Genomic DNA, 18,732 nt, shown 5'->3' with positions numbered 1-18,732 from the left:
ATCGATCAGGCCTGATCGAGCCAGACCTTGCCGTAGTCGCGCTCGAAGGTCGGATGCATCTTGTAGTTTTGCACCGCCTTGACCGAGTGGCTGTAGAGCTTGCGCCAGTAGGGCTGGATGATGATGCCGGAAGCCTGCAGGATCTGCTCGATGTCCTTCATCATGTCCTTGCGCTTGGCAGCGTCGGCGACGGCGAGTGCCGCATTGAGCTTGGCATCCCAGTCGGGGTTCGACCAGCCAGCCTCGTTCCAGGCCTCGCCGGTGCGATAGGCGATGGCCAGAACCTGGACGCCGAGCGGACGCATGTTCCAGTTGGTCATTGACAGCGGATACTTCGTCCAGTCGTTCCAGAACGTCGAGCCCGGCAGCACCGTGCGCTTCACCTTGATCCCGGCGTCGCGCAGCTGTGCGGCGATCGCGTCGCCGGTGTTCTTGTGCCAGTCCTCGTCAACCGTGATCAGCTCGTGTTCGAAGTCGGCTTGGCCGGCTTCCGCCATCAGCGCCTTGGCCTTGGCCGGATCACGGGCAACTTTCGGGAGCTCGTAATATTCCGGATGGATCGAGCAGACATGGTGGTTCTCGGCGACCGAGCCGGCATTGCCATAGCCGAGCTGGAGGACGACATTGTTGTCGACCGCGAGCTGCAGCGCGTTGCGCACCTTCTGGTCGCCATAGGGCTTGTTGTTGACGTTGGTGCGGCAGACGATGGTCGAGGCCGTGACGATCTCCGACTTGACCAAGTCCATCTTGTCGAGGATCGACACATAGTCGGCCGACGTTTCGAAGTTGGTGTGCACTTCGCCAGCCTCGAAAGCGCTGACCATGGCGGCCGGATCGGTGCCGTAGTCGATGAATTCGATGCCGTCGAGGAACACTTCGCCGTCCCACCACTTGTTGTCTTCGCGGCGCTTGTAGACGACTTTCTGGCCGACGTCGTAGGAGACGAGCTCGAATGGGCCGGTGCCGATCGGGCAGGCCTTGAAGTCGCCGCCCTTCTCGTCGAAAGTCTTGTGGACGATCAGGCCGGGATAGTCGCACATGTTGGGGATAAGCGCGATGTCAGGCTTGCTGAGCTTGAGCACGACCGTGTGGTCGTCCGGCATCGTTACGGCGCTTTCGTCGAGCTTGTCATCCTTGACCAGCGAGCCGAGACGGCCGGGCATCGAATTGCCTTCGGCCTTCTTGTCGGCCCAGCGCTTCAGGTTGAAGACGACGTCAGAGGCTATGAAGGGGTCGCCGTTCGACCAGGTTACGCCCTTGCGTACATGCAGCGTGTACTGGGTGGCGTCGTCGTTCACGTCCCAGCTTTCCAGCAGATAAGGGCGGAACGTATATTCGCTCGTGTACTTGACCAGCGGCTCCAGCGCCTGGCGCTCGGCATTGGCAATTTCCGACCAGTCGGCCTTGCGAGGATCCTTGGGATCCTTGATCCACTGCGCGACCTTCAGCGTGCCGCCTTTCTTGCCTTTTACCTCTTCTGCCCTTGCAGGCGTCGGATCGGCGAGACCGAGAAGGCCATAAGCCATCGCCGTCGAGGCGCCGAAGACGCTTGCCATGGCCAGGAATTCGCGGCGATCGACCTTACCTGCTTTGGCTTCTTCGGCCATGGCCAGGATGTGATCCGGAACGCGATCGCCATTACTCTTGTAGATTGTCATGACTAACTCCCATTGTTGGCTTTCCGCCGATTAACATTCCGCATCCAGGCCATGATGTCAAAGACGGCTTGGATTGGGAACATGTTGACGAATGTGCAACTTTGAAAAGGGAGCGGTACGCGCGATAGCGACAGTCTTGACGCAAAATTGCTAGTGCGCCCAGATTTCGCCAAAATCTACTCAAGGCGATTAAACTGAGACATTGGCACGGGTTACGACAGCGCCAGTCCCGGCCATGGTGAGGGCCAGGCCCTCAATATTCCTTTTCGTAGAAGATGCCGCCCTTGGCCTCGCCGGCGTCCGTCGCCTCGCCGCGCAACTTGACGCCACGCCCGACGTTGAGGTCGATGGTGGCCTTGCCCGAACCGGGCTTGTCGCCCTTCTGGATGGTCACGTAGGTGCGGTCGTTCAGGTACTTGCCGGCCGAGACCGCCGTGCCGCCCTTGTCGTCGGTGGTGACGTCGAGATCGTCGACGCCGATGGCGCTACGCAGATTCTCAAGCAGCGACGTCGAGCCGCCGACACCGGCCAGTTGCCCGGCCGCTTCGGCCAGTTGCGCGATCTGCAGCGGCGACAGGTTCGACATGGACCGGCCGAGGATCAATTGCGCCAGCACCTCGTCCTCGGGCAGCGCCGGCACCGAGGAGAAGGTGAACTTAGGATTGGTCGCCTCGCCCGACACCACGATGGTGACGGTGGCGCTGGCGGTCGTCGTGGTCGCCGTCAGGTTGAGATAGGGCACCAGCGAGCCGGAGAAACCCACCGTTCCCTCGGTGAAGGTCAGCCGCTTGCCCAGGATTGACAGCCGGCCGCGCTGCAAGGTGAAGGTGCCGACCGCCTGTGGCGACGAGGCCGGCCCGGTCAGCTTGAGCGAGCCGCCGAATTCGGCATCGACGCCCCTGCCCTGGATGAAGATCTGGTTCGGCGCATTGACGGTGACGTCGAGCGCAAGCCCGCTACCGCCGCTCTTGCCCGACGTCGTTGGCGGCCGCAGCGCCTTGTCCTGCGCCCTGACGGCGGCGGGCGCGTTCTTGTGCTTGACGTCGAGCGCCGAGAGCGAGCCCGGCAATTTGTCCGGAACCGTGATGACGGTCTTGGCGAGATTGACGGTGCCGGCAATCACCGGTGCCGATACCAGCGGTCCCTTGATCGTCAGGTCGCCGCCGAGATTGGCGGTCACCACGCGTCCGTCCGTATAGCGCCCGTCGGTGAGCTTGATCGACAGGTCGGCCGGAAACCCTTGCGCCGGGTTGATGCCGACCGTGCCGCTGGCCGAAAGGCTGCCGCGCGTCGACAATGTTCCGGTCAGCCGGTTGATCCTGGCGACGCCGCCGCCGATCGAGACGTCGGCGGCGAGATCGTTGACGGCCAGGCCCGAGCGGGCATCGACCAGCCGCGCGCCCGATGTGCTGACGCTGCCGCCGAGGACAGGCGACGTCGCCGGGCCACGCACCTGGACATTGACGGTGGCCGTTCCCGACAGCGACAAGCCCTGCGCGGCAAGCTTCTGGCTGAGCATGCCGAACGGCACGGCGCCATTGAAGTCGAGCACCAGCGCCGGCGTGCCCGCCGTCGTCACCGTGCCGCCGCCCTTGAGGCCAAGGCCGGCGCCATCGCCGACATTGGCGTTGAAGGTCAGCTTGTTGCCGGCAAAGGTACCGGAGGAGGACACGCTCACCGCGCCGACACCGGCGCCTCGGGTCTGCGACGTCTGCACGCCGGCCGCGTCTATATTGAAGGCTACGGAAGGGCTCGCCGGCGCGCCCGTCACCTTCACCGTGCCGGAAATCGAACCGGCGGCATCGAGCCCCGGCGAGAAACCGTTGGCGAGCGACATCGGCACCTTGGCCAGCGCCGCATTGATGTCGAGCGCCTGCCCGACCTTGCCGGTCACCGTCGCCGTGCCGCCGCCAAGGTTGAGCACCAGCCGGTCCAGCGTCGTCGTGCCGTTGGCGATGCTGACCGTCGAAGCCTGGGCGATGGCCGCCCTGATGCCCTGGACGGTCGCCTGGCCGGAAGCGAGTTCGATGGTGGTCGTGCCATTGGCCACCTTCACGCGGCCGGCGGCCTTGGCCGGAATGCCCTTGACCGTGGCGCCACCGGAAAAGCCGGTCCAGTCGCCGTCGCGCTTCAGGTCGACATCGATGCCGCTGATCACGATGCCGCCCGATGTGACGGTGTCGGCGCGGATATTGCCCGAAATCACCGGTGCGGCGAGATAATTGGCGATCAGCGCATCGATGGAAACCGCCTTCGCCTGGAGATCGCCGCGCGTGATCGAGGCGGTGGCCGCCTTGATGGCGACCTGAGGTGCCGCGCCGTTCTTCGTGAAGGCGATCGTGCCGCGCACGTCGCCCTCCGCCTTTTCCAGAGCCAGCGCGGCGAGCGGGCCGATATCGGGCAGGTCGAGCGAGATGGTGCCTTCCGGCACGAACTTGTCGTCCAGCGCCAGATCGCCGGAAATCCGGTTCTTGCCCAGCGACAGGAGCAGGCCATTGATCGCGCTTTTGCCGTCCGCCGTCGCCAGCACCGCGCTGCCTTGCAAGGCCTGTCCCGCGACAGTGCCGGTCAGTTGCACGTTCGCCGCCGGGTTGGCGGCATCCGCCTTGCCGGTGGCGGTGAGCTTCAGCCCGGTGATCTCGCGCTCCGCCACCAGCAGCCGATCACTGTTGACCGTCAGCGACAGATCGGGCGCGATGGCCGGTCCCTGTGCGTTCAGCGCAAAGGCAATGGCGCCCTTGGCGTCCTTCGACAGCGGCGAGACATCGGCAAGGGCGCCGGTGATATCGGCGGCCAGCTTGTTGTCGGCAAGGCTCGCCTGCCCCTGCGCGGTCAGTCCGCCCGAGACCAGCTTCAGCCCATCGACATTGATACCGCCATTGGGGTCGCGCTTCAGCGTGGCGCTGATCTGCGCGCGCTGGCCAAGCATGCCACGCGCCGCCGCCGGCAAGGCCGATGATGGGGCATCCGCACTGAGCTTGAGGTCGATGGTGCCATCGCGCAACGACACCTGACCGGCGACCTGGCTGTTCAGCGCATCGCTCTTGAGCGAGCCGCTGTCGATGGCGACGCCGTCCGACGTCAGCCGGGCGTTCAGCGCGGCCGTCACCTTGCCGGCGATGAGCGGCGCTATGGCGGCATTGTCGAGACCGACCTTGTCCACCGACACCGTGCCGGAAACCGGTCCAGCGCGGTTCTTGAGATCGAACGCATCCGAGTGCAGTGCCAGGACAAGCCCGTCCACCTTCGCCGGGCTGGTGGTGACTGACGGCAGGATCGCGGAGACGTCAAGGCGGGCCTGCGTGCTCTCACCCGCCACCTTCGCCGACAAGGACCGGATCTCGAGCTTCACCGGGCTCTCGGCGCTTCCGACCGTCAGCGGCAGGCTCGGTCCCGACGATGTAAGGTCGAGGGCAAAATCGCTGGCGCCATTCGGATTGATGGTGCCGGAGGCCTCGCCGGAAATCTTGTCGCCGGACAGCGTCGCATGGTCGAGGACGACGCCGCCGGCCAGGGTGTAGACACCGGCCGCATCGACCGCAAGCGGCCCGAGCCCGGCCTGGCGGGTCTGGCTGGTTTCGGCGGCCTCAAGCTGCGCGTTGAACCGAACTTCGGGAGCGGATGGCGACCCGGTCACTTGCGCGGCGCCGCCGAGCGTGCCCGCCGCATCGAGCTCGGGGGCAAAGTCATTGGCCAGGGCCGCCGGCAGCGCGGAGAACTGTGCCGCGAGATCGAGCGTCTGGCCGGCGCTGCCCGACAGCGTCACCGAACCGCCGCCGACATCGAGCGCCAGCTTCTCGATGCTGGTCGTGCCGTTGGCGATGCTCAGCGTCGAGGGTGCAGCGATTGCCGCCTTGATGCCGCGAACCGTGGCTTCGCCCGAGGCGATCTCGACGCTGGTGGTGCCCTCAGCGATCTTGACTCGGCCGGCGGCGGTCGCCGGAATGCCCGCGATCGTGGCGCCGCCGGTGAAATTGGTCCACTCGCCGTCACGCTTCAGGTCGACGCCGATGCCGCTGATTTCGGTGGCGCCTGAGGTGACGCTGTCGGCCTTGATGGTGCCCGAGATCGCCGGCGCCTTGAGATAGTTGGCGATGAGCGCGTTGATGGCGATCGCCTTGGCCGTCACTTCGCCACGTGCGACCGACGTGCTTTTCGCATCGATGGTGACGGAGGGCGCGTCGCCGTCCTTGGCAAAGAGGATGGTGCCGTTGATGTCGCCGGTCACGGCCTGGCCGGCGAGTGCCGCCAGCTGATCGATTGCCGGTGCGGCGAGCGTCAGCGTGCCGAGCGGCATGAGCTTGTCATCGAGCGCCAGGTCGCCGGAAACCTTGTTGTCGCCGAGCGAGACCAGGAAACCGTTGATCGAGCGCTTGCCCTCGCTGGTCACCAGCGCCGCCTTGATATCGAGCGGCTGGTCATTGACCGACCCGGTCAGCGAAACATCGGCCGAGGGGCTTGTTATGTCGGCCTTGCCGCTTGCCGTCAGCTTGATCGCCTTCACCGTGCGGCCCGAGGCCGTCAGGCTGTCGCTGTCGGCGGAGATGGTGAAATCCGGCGCCGTCCTGGCGCCGCTTGCCGAAAGGGCGAAATTGACGCCGCCGGCCACCGGCACGCCGACCATCGGCGACAGCACCGAAACATCGCCTAGCGTGCCCTTGATGTCGGCCTGGATGTCGGTGCCTTGCGCGCTGGCGGTGCCGCTGGCGCTGAGCGAGCCGGAGGTCAACGAGATCGAATTGGCGGCAAAGGCCCCTTGCGGATCGCGCGTCGCGGCGGCCGAGAACTTCACCCGCTCGCCGAGCACGGAACTGATCTGCGGCGGCAAGGCGGTCGACACCGCATCGGCATTCATCTTGAGCTGCATCGACAGATCCGCAAGCGCCACCGTCATGGTCAGCGAGGCGTTGAGCGCATCGGAGCGCAGCGTGCCCTGGTCGATGGCGATGGCGTCCTTGCTCAGCGATCCCGCCAGGTCGACATCGACCTTGCCGGTGACCAGCGGCGCCAGCGTCGCCACGTCGGTCTTCAGCCCGCCCGCCGTCAGCTTGACGGCGACCGGGCCGGCGCGGTTCGGGATGTCGAAGCCGTCGGAGTGGATCTGCGCCGAAATATCGTTGAGCTGGGTGCCGCCCGCCACCACTGAAGCCAACGAGGCACCGATGTCGACGATCGGCGCCTTGCCGTCGCCGAAGGCGCGGGCGGTGGCGTTCCTGATCGCAATGGTGATCGGTTGCGCCGCACTTCCAACAACGATCTGCACCGGCGCGCTTTTGGCCGCGATTTCGACCGACAGATCGCTGGCGCCGGCCGGATCGGCGATGCCGGTCGCGGAGCCATGGATGGCGTCGCTTTCGATACTAGCCCGATCGACGCTAATGCCGCCGGCCGATGTGGCGGTGCCTGCGACATCGAAGCTGGTCTTGCCCGTAAACAGCGGCCTCAGATTTTCCGGCAGGAAGGGCGCGAACTCGCCGTCGCCCTTGGCCTCGACGTGGTTGCCCTTGTCGGTGATCTGATGACGGCCCGTCAGTTGCGTGACGATCTTACCGTCGACCATGAATGTGGCGATGCCATTCCAGTTGGCAAGCGGTCCCGTGCCCGTGACGGCTATTTCGACCGGCGGCGTATCGGTCAGCTTGAGCAGATTGGCGATGATGCCGCCGGCCGGCTCCGAGGCCTTGAGGTCGAGGTCGAGCCTGTTGTCTGCCGGTGCAAAGTGGATCTTGGCGTCGACATTGCCTTGCTTGCCGTCGTGGCGGGTGACGTTGAGCACCGTCTCGACCGCCAGCGGCGCCGCGTCGGCCTTGAGCATCCCCTTGGCGGCGAGTTCGGCGATGCCGCTGCCGGCCAGTTGCTGGCCAAGCGCGATTTCCGGCAGGTCGATCTGCCTGATGTCGATGGAAACCGGCAGCGTCGTCGTGCCGCCCTGCTCCGGCGGCTGTGTGCCCGCCACCGGCAGCCGTGCCAGTTCGATGCGCTCGGCGGCTATGCGGTCGGCGCTGAAGCTTTTCGACAAAAGCGCCAGCGGTGACCAGTCGACGGCAACCTTGCGCGCCACCAGCCAGGCGCCCTGGCGGTCTTCCAGCACCACATGGTCGACGCTGAGCGCGCCAGACCAGATGCCGTCAATGCCGCTGACCGTGATCTTGCGGTCGTCGTTCGAAGCCAGCCGCGAAATGATGCCGGCAAGATTGTCGCGTCCGCGCTCTGTCTTGGTCAGGACAACGAGCGCGCCGATGGCGCCCGCGACCACGATCAGCAGCGTATAGAGGACAATGCGAAGGATGCGCCACACCGTCTTCATGTCAGAACGCCTGCCCGATGCCTGCGTAGATGCCGAAATGCGGATCGCTGGGATCGCGGTTGAGCGGCACGGCCGCATCGATGCGCAGCGGGCCGAACGGCGTGACGTAGCGCAGGCCGACACCGGCGCCGACCTTGACGTCGGAGAAGTTGGGCACCGACTTGGTCGACACCGTGCCGGCATCGACGAACGGCACGATACCGATCGTGTCGGTGACCGCGATGCGCATTTCGACCGAGGTCTCGAAGAAGGACAGGCCGCCGATCGGCTGGCCGGTGAAGTCTTTCGGGCCGATGCCCTGATAGGCATAGCCGCGCACCGAACCGCCACCGCCGGAGTAGAAGCGCCGGTCGGCCGGAACGTTCTGCAGCCCGGTTCCGACGATCGAACCGATGGCGACACGCTCGGCCAGCACGAATTTCGACGCCGTATCCAGTGACTGATAGGCCGATCCCTCGCCCTTCAGCTTGAGGAAGGCGGCACCGCTCAATATGTCGTAGCTCGGCTCGGCATAGGCCAGCACCCGGAAGCCCCTGGTCGGGTTCAGCCTGCTATCCCTGTTGTCGTAGACATATTGCAGGGGAACGCTGGCGATAAGGTAGGTGTGCTTGCCGAACGCATCCGTGATCCTGGAATAGTCGAGCGCCACTTCCGCCGAGACCGTCTGCTTCTTGTCGAGTTCGTAGGACAGGCCGGTGCTGCCCTTGACCGAGAAATGGTCATACGCATCCGGATGCTCGAGCACCGTCTTGAAGCTGGCAAAGAACTTCGACGCCGGCCCGATCACGCCGGGTTTCTCGAACATGATACCGGCATTGTAGTTCAGATCGGACAGATTGTTGCTGCCGATGCCGCTGATGGCGCCATCAATGCGCAGCTTTTCGGCGTGACCAAACAGGTTGCGGTGTCCCCAATAGCCTTCCAGGCCCAGCCCTTCCGTGTTCGAGAAGGTGCCGCCCAGGCCGAAATAGCGCGGCTTGCGCTCGCTGACCTGGACGCCGATCGGAATGTTGCCGTCGGCGTCGAGCTTGTCGGCTTCCTTGAAGGTGACGCTGTTGAAGACCTCCAGCGCCAGCAGCCGGTCGCGCGCGTCGCTGATCTCCTGCGGCGAGTACTGTTTGCCACGCTTCAGCCCGGTCATGTATTCGGTGAAGTCGCGATCGACCTTCTCGGTACCCTCCACCGTGGTCGCGCCATAGCCGGCGACCGGCCCGGCCGCGACCGTCAGTGTCACGTCCAGCGTCGAGGTGGCATGGTCGGCGACAATCTGCCGGTCGGTCACCTTGGCCAGCGGCCTGCCCTGCTCCTTCAGCGTCCGCACGATCAGCGCCTCGGCCTTGAGCACGGCGCCGGATCCGGCGTCACCGCCGGATATCAAGCCGTAATCGGCGCTCATCAACCCCGCCGCGTCGCCCTCCAGCCTGATATCGCCAAGCGTGAATTTCGGGCCGGCGGCGATATTGATCGCCACCGGAATGGGCTGCGGCCCCTTGAATTCTGCATCCGGCGGCAGTTCGTCGAGCGGCTTGCCGTCGATGGTGATGGTGACCACGCCTTCGTAGCGGGCATCGGCGTAAAGGGCGGCAACCAGTTGTTCACGGTCGCTGCGCGCCTTGGCCATCAGCCCGAGCGAACCGGAAACCGGCCGATCCTCGTCGCCCTTCAGCGCCGAGGCGTTTTCGAGCTTCTTGACCAGATCCTTGTCGGCATCGGGCGCGGTGATGGTCACGGCGTAGCGCAGCGGATCGACGATATCGGCGTCCTGGTCTTTGGACGATCCCCACAGCTTGATGCCGAAAAGCTCGAACGCGGCCGCAGGACTTGATTCGGCGGCCAGCACGCTCACGCACATCATGGCCAAAAGCAGGGCGCGCGGAAGCACGCGCCCTGGCGCGGTCCCTCCTGACATCTGCTCTTCATGCGCCGGCATTAAGACAACCTAGGTTACAAAACTAAAATTGGAATGAAGTTCTGAAGCGCTCGTAAAGGGGCCACAATCCAATTGTCTGAAATAGGACGGGCTTGGAATTCACACCTTTTGCGTCGCCGCAAGAATGCGTGATCCCCTGTCCTATGGAGGTACTACCGGTCATCGGCCGGAAAGGAAACCGTTGGCAGGCGGAACCCTGCCGCGTCCTGCGTTGACAAGCTTGACTGAAGCTTGAACATGCCTGGACGTCTGCAATTGTCTGGAGGGTGTTATGGCAATGCGCGCGGCTCGTGGTCTGTCGATCCTGATCCTTCTCTTCTTCGCCTGGGCCAATGTCTTGGCCTGGAATGGTGTCGCGCAAGCGGCCGAGGCCCGGCGAATCGCAACGACGGACAATTCCGACTATTTCGGCTTTGATCTCAGATCCGACCAGAATGTCACCCTCGACCAGTGCAAGACGACATGCCTTGGCGATCGGGCCTGCCGCGCCTTCACCTACAACACCAAGGCCAAATGGTGCTTTCTCAAATCCGACTACAACCAACTCAAACCGTTCAACGGCGCGGTCGCCGGCAAGGTCGTCAACATTGACGGCGATCCCGATATCGGCGCGCCGCCGGAACTGACCTTCTTCCCCAACTGGATGGCGGACCAGGCCCAGCAATACCGCAACAGGCTGCTTGGCCCGGCCTTCGACAAACCGACCGAAGGCATGGCCGCCCTGATCAACTCGGCCGAACAGGCCATGCTGACCGGCGACCATCGCTCCGCCATGCAGAAATACGAGGCTGCGGTCTCGGTGATGCCCGATGATGGCCAGCTCTGGCTCAATCTGGCGCGTGAAACGCTGGCCGTGCAGCCCGCCGCCAACACCTCCGAAGCCTCGACCTTGCCGATGAACGCCACTTCGGCCTCCTTCAACGCCTATAAGCTCTTGCGCACCACCAAGACCCGCGCGGACGTGCTGGCGCTGCTTGGCGCCGGCCTCGACAAGCGCGATCTCTACCGCCCGGCCCTGCAGGCCTATGAGGCGAGCCTTGCGCTCGTGACGTCGCCGGCCGTGCAGGCCGACTATGCCGATCTCAAGGCCCGCAAGGGTTTCCGTGTCGTCGACCACAGCGTCGATGCCGACACCAGCGCGCCCCGCATCTGCGCGCAATTCTCCGAGGAACTGGTCAAGACCGGCGTCGACTACGCGCAGTTCGTCACCGTCGACAATGCGCCGCCGAAGGGCGTCGAGGCCAAGGACAAGCAGATCTGCGTCGAAGGCCTCGAACACGGGCAGCATTATGATGTCACCTTCCGCGCCGGCCTGCCGGCGGCCATCGGCGAAGTGACCGCCGCTCCCGTGGTGCTGTCGATCTATGTGCAGGACCGCGCCCCTTCCGCCCGCTTCACCGGTGACAGTTTCGTGCTGCCGTCCGGCGCGCGCCGCGGCATTCCGGTCGTCACCGTCAACATGAACGCCGCCGAGATGAAGCTCTACCGCATCGGCGATCGTTCGCTGGCGCAGCTTCTGTCGGGCTACCAGTTCCTGCACCAGCTCGACGGCTATGACATTTCCAACATTTCCGAGCAGATGGGCGCCCCGGTCTGGCAGGGCAAGCTCGACATCGTCAACGACCTCAACAAGGAGGTCACCACCTCCTTCCCGGTCGACGAAGCGCTGCCGCAGCGCAAGCCCGGCGTCTATGTGCTGACCGCACAGGCCGTCGACGGCAAAGGCGACGACTACAATTCGTTGGCCACGCAGTGGTTCGTCGTCTCCGACATCGGCCTGTCGACCTATACCGGCCAGGACGGGCTCAATGTCTTTGCCCGTTCGCTGGGCTCGGCCAAGCCGATCGCCGGCGCCGAACTGACGCTGGTTGCCAGGAACAACGAGGTTCTCGGCACCGCGACATCGGATGCCGACGGCCATGCCGTCTTCAATCCCGGCCTGACGCGCGGCGACGGCGGCATGGTGCCGGCCGTGCTGATGGCCAAGCAGGGCGACAGTGATTTCGTCTTCCTCGACATGTCCAAGGCCGGCTTCGATCTGTCGGACCGCGGCGTCACCGGGCGCGCGGCGCCCGGCGCGCTCGACGTCTATGCCTGGACCGAGCGTGGCATCTACCGCGCCGGCGAGGATGTCCATGTCGCGGCCCTTGCCCGCGATGGCGCCGCCAAGGCGGTCGAGAACCTGCCGCTGACCTTCATCTTCTCGCGTCCCGACGGCGTCGAGGACCGCCGCATCGTCAGCGACGGCGCTTCGGCCGGCGGCCATGCCGTCGACCTGCCGCTAGAACCCAATGCCATGCGCGGCACCTGGTCGGTGTCGATCTACACCGACCCGAAGCAGCCGGCGGTCGCCAGCCAGATGTTCCTGGTCGAGGATTTCGTGCCGGATCGCATCGAATTCGACATGAAGGCCGACAAGCAGGAGATCGAGCGCGGCGAAACCGCCAACATCAACATTGACGGCCGCTTCCTCTATGGCGCGCCGGCGGCGGGCCTGGCGCTGGAAGGCGAGCTGACGCTGTCGACGGCGCGCGACTGGGACCGCTTCCCCAACTTCTCCTTCGGCCTCGCCGATGAGCAGTCGGCTGAGCCCACGGTCACGCCGCTGACCAACCTGCCGGTGGTTGGCGATGACGGCAAGGCGACCTTCCCTGTTACCGTCGACCAGTTGCCCTCGACCACCAAGCTGGTCGACGGCAAGGTGACGGTGCGCATGCGCGAAACCGGCGGCCGCGCCATCGAGCGCTCGCTCAACATTGGTATCCGCCCGCAAGGCCATATGATCGGCATCCGTCCGGACTTCGCCGATGATGAGGTGCCGCAGGGCGGCACGGCCAAGTTCAGCCTGATCGCGGTCGATCCGGCCGGCAAGCGCGAGGCGCTGAAAGGCGCGCAGTGGACGCTGGTCAAGGTCGAACGCAATTACCAATGGTACCGCTCCAACAATTCGTGGAGCTACGAACCGGTGACCTTCACCAAATCGATCGCCAATGGCCAGATCGACCTCGGCGCCGATGGCGACGCCACCGTCTCCGTGCCGGTCGATTGGGGCCAGTACCGGCTCGAGGTCGAGACCTCGGACCCCGAGGGTCCCGCGACCAGTTATGAGTTCGACGCCGGCTGGTATGTCGCCTCGACCACCACCGAAACGCCTGACGGCCTCGAAATCGCTCTCGACAAGGACAATTATGCCGCGGGCGAAGTGGCCAAGCTGAAGGTCTCGCCGCATTTTGCCGGCGAACTTCTGATCAATATCGGATCCGACAAGCTGTTGAAGACCATCACGGCCACCGTGCCAGCCGGCGGCAGCACCGTCGACATTCCCGTCGGTGACGACTGGGGCGCCGGCGCCTATGTCACGGCAACCCTGTTCCGGCCGGGCGATGCGCAGGAGACGCGCATGCCGGCCCGCGCCATCGGCGTGAAATGGCTGACGGTCGATCCGGGCGCCAAGAAGCTCGCGGTCACGCTGACGCCGCCGGACAAGACCATGCCGCGCCAGCAGCTGTCGATCCCGGTTTCCGTGGCCGGCGTGCAGCCAGGGACCAACGCCTATGTCATGGTCGCCGCCGTCGATGTCGGCATCCTCAACCTGACCAACTACAAGGCGCCGGACCCGGAGAACTGGTTCTTCGGTCAGCGCATGCTGGGCATGGAGATCCGTGACATTTATGGCCGCCTGATCGACGGTTCGCTCGGCACCACCGGCAAGCTCAGGACCGGCGGTGACGGCGCCAACATGCAGGCGCAAGGCAGCCCGCCCACCGAAAAGCTGGTCGCCTTCTTCTCCGGCCCGGTCCAGCTCGACGCCGACGGCAAGGCACGGATCGACTTCGACATCCCGCAGTTCAACGGCACCGTGCGCGTCATGGCTGTCGCCTGGACCAAGGAAGCGGTCGGCCATGCCCAGTCGGATGTCATCGTGCGCGACCCGGTGGTCATCACCGCCGGCCTGCCGCGCTTCCTGGCGCCCGGCGACAATGCCGTCATGCGGCTTGACGTGGCCGACACCGACGGCCCGGCCGGCGACTATGCCTTCTCGATCGACACGACAGGCGACCTGTCGACGGGCGACAAGCCCCTGCCCCAGAAGCTGACGCTCGCCCAGGGCAAGCGCCAGACGCTGACCGTGCCGCTGATCGCCAAGACGCCGGGCAATGCCTCGCTCACCATCAAGCTGGCGCACGCCGACGGGACCAAGGTCGAGCAGACGCTCTACGTGCCCGTGCGCCCGGCGCAATTGCCGGTCACCACGCGCCTTGTGGTCGACCTCAAGGGCAATGGCGGCGCGCTGCGCGTCGACAAGGAACTGCTGGCGGCAAGCCTGCTTGAGGGTGCTTCCGTCAGCGTCGGCGTTTCGCAGGCGGCTGCCTTCGACGTGCCCTCGCTGCTGATGACGCTCGATCGCTACCCCTATGGTTGCGCCGAGCAGACCACCAGCCGCGCCATGCCGCTCCTCTATGTCAACGAGATGGCCTCCGGCATCGGCATGGAAAGCGACCCCGACCTGCATGGCCGTATCCAGGATGCCATCTACAAGGTTCTGAGCTACCAGTCCTCGAGCGGCAGCTTCGGCCTGTGGGGTCCGGGCTCCGGCGATCTGTGGCTCGACGCCTATGTCAGCGAGTTCCTGACCCGGGCACGCGAGCAGAAATACGACGTTCCGGCGCAGGCCATGAACCAGGCGCTGAGCAATCTGCAGAACTCGCTCGGCTACGACCAGAGCGTACAGGACCGCGGCAGCGAGATCGCCTACGCCCTCTACGTCCTGGCCCGCAACAAGAAGGCCTCGATCGGCGACCTGCGCTACTATGCCGACACCCAACTCGAAGCCTTCTCGAGCCCGATGGCCGTTGCCCAGCTTGCGGCGAGCCTTGCGCTCTACGGCGACACCCAGCGCTCGGAGGCGACGTTCAAGACCGCGCTACAGCTCGCCAAATCGAGCACCGACTACGACTGGTACCGCTCCGACTACGGTTCGGCGCTGCGTGACGGCGCGGCGATGCTGTCGCTGGCGGCGGAATCGAAGCCGGTGTCGTCGGTCGTGCCGGAGCTGATTAAGCTGGTGACACGGCAACGCGCCGAAGCGCGCTGGACCAGCACCCAGGACGATTCCTGGATGCTGCTGGCGGCCCGCGCGCTGAAAGAAGGCAATGACTCGATTGCGCTCTCCGTCAATGGCGCGCCGCATTCGGGCGGCTATTCCAACCAGGTCAACGGCTCCGAACTGGTCGACAGCCCGCTCGAAATCGCCAACACCGGCAAGACCCCGCTGCAGGCCGTCGTCACCACCGTGGCGTCGCCGATCCAGCCCCTGCCGGCCGGCGGTGACGGCTTCACCATCAGCCGCACCTACTACAAGCTCGACGGCACCGAAGCCAATGTGACGGAGGCAACCCAGAACGAACGCTATGTCGTCGTGCTCAAGGTCACCGAGCAGAACAGCTGGCCGTCGCGCCTGCTGGTCACCGACCTGTTGCCGGCCGGCTTCGAGATCGACAATCCCGGCCTGGTCTCCAGCGCCCAGTTGACGAACTTCTCCTGGCTGGCGCAGACCGACGCCGCTCATCTCGAATTCCGCGACGACCGTTTCGTCGCGGCGTTCAACCCGGCCGACGGCGATCACGACCACAATCTGACGCTCGCCTATGTCGTGCGCGCCGTAACGCCGGGCACCTACGCCCATCCGGCGGCGACGGTGGAAGACATGTACCGGCCGCAATATTCGGCCCGCACCGCCACCGGCATGATGGAGATCAAGGCACCGTAAGGCGCCTGTGGTGGCGATCATGCAAATGGCGACGGCGATCATCACAGCTTCCTTCTCCCCGTCACTATACGGGGAGAAGGTGGCAGCAGCCGGATGAGGGGCGGCTCCATGCTTTCAAGAAAGTTCCTCCGCCGCGCCGCCATAACGGCAGCTTCCTGCGCCGGCATCCTCGCGCTATCGGTCGCCACCCTGTGGGAACTCGACCGCGCCTTCCCGCCACCCTTGCCGGCGGAACTCACGGTCTCCACCGAAGTCCAGGACCGCGATGGCCAGCTGTTGCGCGCCTTCGCCACGCCGGACGGCTACTGGCGGCTCGAAACCCGGCTCGACCAGGTCGACAAGCAGTTCGTCGACATGCTGGTCACCTATGAGGACAAGCGCTTCTGGGACCATCAGGGCGTCGACGTTCTGGCGCTTGGCCGCGCCGCCGGCCAGCTCATCACCAGCGGCCACATCGTCTCCGGCGGATCGACGCTTTCGATGCAGCTCGCCCGCCTGATCGAGCCGCGCGAAAGCCGCAGCCTCGGCTCCAAGATCAAGCAGATGCTGCGCGCCATCCAGATCGAGCGGCGGCTGTCCAAGCGCGAGATCCTCGAACGCTATCTGACGCTGGCGCCCTATGGCGGCAACCTCGAAGGCGTGCGCGCCGCTTCGCTTGCCTATTTCGGCAAGGAGCCGAAGCGGCTCACCGTCTCCGAAGCCGCCCTGCTCGTCGCCTTGCCCCAATTGCCGGAGAAGCGCCGGCCCGACCGCAACTTGGCAATCGCCCACGCCGCCCGTGACCGTGTGCTAACCCGCATGGTCTCCTCGGGCCTGATCGGCGAACGCGAGGCCGCGCGCGCCGCGCTTGACGACGTGTCGGGCCTGCGCCGCACCTTGCCGGCGCTTGCCCCGCACGCCGCCTATGCGATGCTGCCCAGGGCCGTCCCCGGCCAGCCGCTCAAACTCACGATCCGCAAAAGCGTCCAGGAAGGACTGGAACAGGTGGCGCGCGACGCCGCCACCAAGCTTGGACCGCGTCTGTCCGTCGCCATGGTGCTGGCCGATTCACGCACCGGCGAGATTCTCGGCGAAGTCGGCTCGGCCAATTTCTTCGATGCCAGCCGTTCCGGCTGGATCGACATGACCAAGATCGTGCGCTCGCCCGGCTCGACGCTGAAGCCGTTCATCTATGGCCTCGCCTTCGAACAGGGACTGGTGGCGCAGGAAACGCTGATCGAGGACAGCCCGGTCGATTTCGGCGGCTACCGGCCCAAGAATTTCGACATGGGTTATCAGGGCGATGTCAGCGTCCGCCAGGCGCTGCAATTGTCGCTCAACGTGCCGGCGATCCGCGTGCTCGACGCGGTCGGTCCGGCGCGGCTGACCGCGCGCTTCCGCCAAGCCGGCGTCAACCCGATCCTGCCGATCAACGAGGCGCCGGGCCTGGCCATCGGCCTCGGCGGCGTCGGCGTCACGCTGCGCGACCTGGTCCAGCTCTATACGGGACTCGCCAATGGCGGCAAGACGCACACGCTGCATGACGGCACCGAGCCGGCCAATGCCGAGCGCACCACCGCCACCATCCTCAACGATCAGGCGAACTGGCAGATCATCGACATCTTGTCGGGGGTCAAGCCACCCGAAGGCGCCTTGCAGCGCGGCATCGCCTACAAGACCGGCACCTCCTACGGCTACCGCGACGCCTGGTCGGTCGGCTTCGACGGTCGCTATGTACTAGGTGTCTGGGTCGGGCGTCCCGATGCCAGCGCCGTGCCGGGCCTTTCCGGCTACGTCTCGGCCGCCCCCATCCTGTTCGAGGGCTTTGTCCGCTCGGGCCTTGCCACCGTGCCGCTGCCGAGCAAGCCGCCCGGCGCCTTCACCCCCAAGCGCGAGGACCTGCCGGTGACGCTTGCCCGCTTCGGCGCCGGCGCCGATGGCCTGGTGCAGGCGACGCCGACCGAGCCCGCGCCGACAATCATCTTCCCGCCGGACGGCGCCCGCGTCGACCTCGCCACGAATTCCGCCGACGCCACGCCGCTGGTGCTCAAACTGCAAGGCGGCCGTGCGCCGTTCCGCTGGCTTGCGAACGGCAAACCGCTGGTTGGCCTCGACCGCCGCCGTACCGCGACCTGGCAACCGGACGGCGCCGGCTATTCGACGCTGACCGTGATCGACGCGGCCGGGCGAGCGGCCAGCGTGAAAGTGTTCGTTGAATAGAGTGCGCCAGGCGATTCTGCGCGTTGGCTTTTACGCGCTGACGATTGTCGCTCCCGTTCTGCCGGCACTTGCCGACCCCCTGCCCGCCGGCTTCGTCCGCCTCGCCGATATCGCCCCGTCGATCCATCAGGACATCCGCTACGCCGGATCGGACAATTTCCTGCACCGCAAGGTGATCGGCTACGATGCACCTGTCTGCATTCTCACCTTGCAGGCGGCGCAAGCTCTTGCCGGCGTCCAGCAGGCCATCGCCGCGAAAGGCCTGACGCTGGTGGTCTTCGACTGCTACCGCCCTGCCCGTGCCGTCGCCGACATGGGCGACTGGACGCGACAAGGCGGGCCGCCCGATCCGCGATGGTATCCCGGGGTTCGGCGTGGCGACCTCATCGCCAAAGGTTATGTCGGCGAACTGTCGACCCATTCGCGCGGTTCGACCGTCGATGTCGCGATCGCGCGGGCCGACGGCCCATCCGTCGCCAAATCCGCTTGCGGCGCCATCGATGCCGATACGCTCGATTTCGGCAGCGGTTTCGACTGTTTCGACCCGATGAGCGAGACGGCGCATCGCCCGCTCGGCAATGAAGCGACAGCAAACCGCAGGCTGCTCGTCGAGGCCATGCGTGCCGGCAGCTTCAAGAACTACGCGCGCGAATGGTGGCACTATACGCTCCGGCATGAGCCCTTTCCCACCCAGCGCTTCGATTTCCCGGTGAGCGCCGAGTGATTTGCCGGACCAGCGCGCCTTGCCTCGGCACCGCGCATCCCTAGATAGAACCTCGAATCCGCGCCGAGCGCCGGCGAGGAAAATATTTCCCCATGCGACCGAAGATCGTCGAAGATTTTCTTCAGGAGGACAAAAAAGGCAACA

6 protein-coding genes are annotated in these 18,732 nt (G+C 65.4%); 3 read left to right on the top strand and 3 right to left on the bottom strand.

What is annotated here, in order from left to right:
* Window positions 1-5 precede the first annotated feature (5 nt).
* From JG747_RS16795 to JG747_RS16785, 3 genes are all read right to left on the bottom strand, one after another.
* Window positions 6-1,658, bottom strand: a complete 1,653-nt coding sequence (locus tag JG747_RS16795; protein WP_038647814.1) for an ABC transporter substrate-binding protein — start codon at window positions 1,656-1,658, stop codon at window positions 6-8.
* Window positions 1,659-1,911: 253 nt separating this feature from the next.
* The gene (locus tag JG747_RS16790) at window positions 1,912-7,965 is read right to left on the bottom strand and encodes a translocation/assembly module TamB domain-containing protein (protein WP_202359639.1); all 6,054 of its coding nucleotides are present in this window, start codon (window positions 7,963-7,965) and stop codon (window positions 1,912-1,914) included.
* Window position 7,966: 1 nt separating this feature from the next.
* Window positions 7,967-9,895: an autotransporter assembly complex protein TamA gene (locus JG747_RS16785; protein ID WP_202359638.1), complete on the bottom strand. Its 1,929-nt coding sequence runs from the start codon at window positions 9,893-9,895 to the stop codon at window positions 7,967-7,969.
* Between the two features lie 271 nt (window positions 9,896-10,166).
* On the opposite strand from JG747_RS16785, the gene JG747_RS16780 reads away from it, so the two are divergent.
* The 3 genes from JG747_RS16780 to JG747_RS16770 all read left to right on the top strand — a co-directional run bounded on the left by JG747_RS16780 (window position 10,167) and on the right by JG747_RS16770 (window position 18,588).
* Window positions 10,167-15,665: an alpha-2-macroglobulin family protein gene (locus tag JG747_RS16780; protein WP_202359637.1), complete on the top strand. Its 5,499-nt coding sequence runs from the start codon at window positions 10,167-10,169 to the stop codon at window positions 15,663-15,665.
* 108 nt (window positions 15,666-15,773) lie between these two features.
* Window positions 15,774-17,864 carry a penicillin-binding protein 1C gene (gene pbpC, locus JG747_RS16775; protein ID WP_019859190.1) on the top strand — a complete coding sequence of 697 codons (2,091 nt, stop codon included), beginning with the start codon at window positions 15,774-15,776 and terminating at the stop codon, window positions 17,862-17,864.
* Complete coding sequence (locus tag JG747_RS16770) at window positions 17,857-18,588, top strand: M15 family metallopeptidase (RefSeq protein WP_202359635.1); 732 nt, start codon at window positions 17,857-17,859, stop codon at window positions 18,586-18,588. The genes pbpC and JG747_RS16770 overlap by 8 nt, the downstream gene beginning before the upstream one ends.
* The last annotated feature ends 144 nt before the right edge of the window (window positions 18,589-18,732 follow it).

Origin of the sequence: Mesorhizobium sp. 131-3-5 (assembly GCF_016756575.1) — a bacterium.
Lineage (GTDB): Bacteria > Pseudomonadota > Alphaproteobacteria > Rhizobiales > Rhizobiaceae > Mesorhizobium > Mesorhizobium jarvisii.
The sequence above is the reverse complement of the archived record's forward strand: the minus strand, read 5'-3'. Positions and strand labels throughout refer to the sequence as shown.